Here is a 242-nt window from a genome sequence, read left to right as displayed (position 1 = left end):
CCCTCGTCGCGGTGATCGTCCTCGTCGTGCCGCGCGGCAATCCCGTCGCGAGCACACCTCCGGTCGACTACGCATCCATCGCCCAGCAGGGCCAGGGAAGCGAGCCGGACGCCCTCCTGGTGCCGAAACTCCCCTCCGGCTGGAAGTCGAACAACGCGGAGCTGCGCACCAAGACGCCCGACAAGGTCGACTCCTGGTACATCGGGTTCGTCACGCCGAAGACACAGTTCATCGGCATCACG

Annotated in this window: 1 protein-coding gene; it reads left to right on the top strand. The window is 66.5% G+C overall.

What is annotated here, in order from left to right:
• On the top strand, nt 1-242 hold a 242-nt coding region (locus SB660_RS23220; RefSeq protein WP_410584907.1), incomplete at both ends, for a DUF4245 family protein.

It is taken from the genome of Bacillus sp. SIMBA_005 (assembly GCF_046535585.1).
Taxonomy (GTDB): Bacteria; Bacillota; Bacilli; order Bacillales; family Bacillaceae; genus Bacillus; species Bacillus pumilus.
Note: the sequence above shows the minus strand (reverse complement) of the source record. Positions and strands in the feature narration are given on the sequence as shown.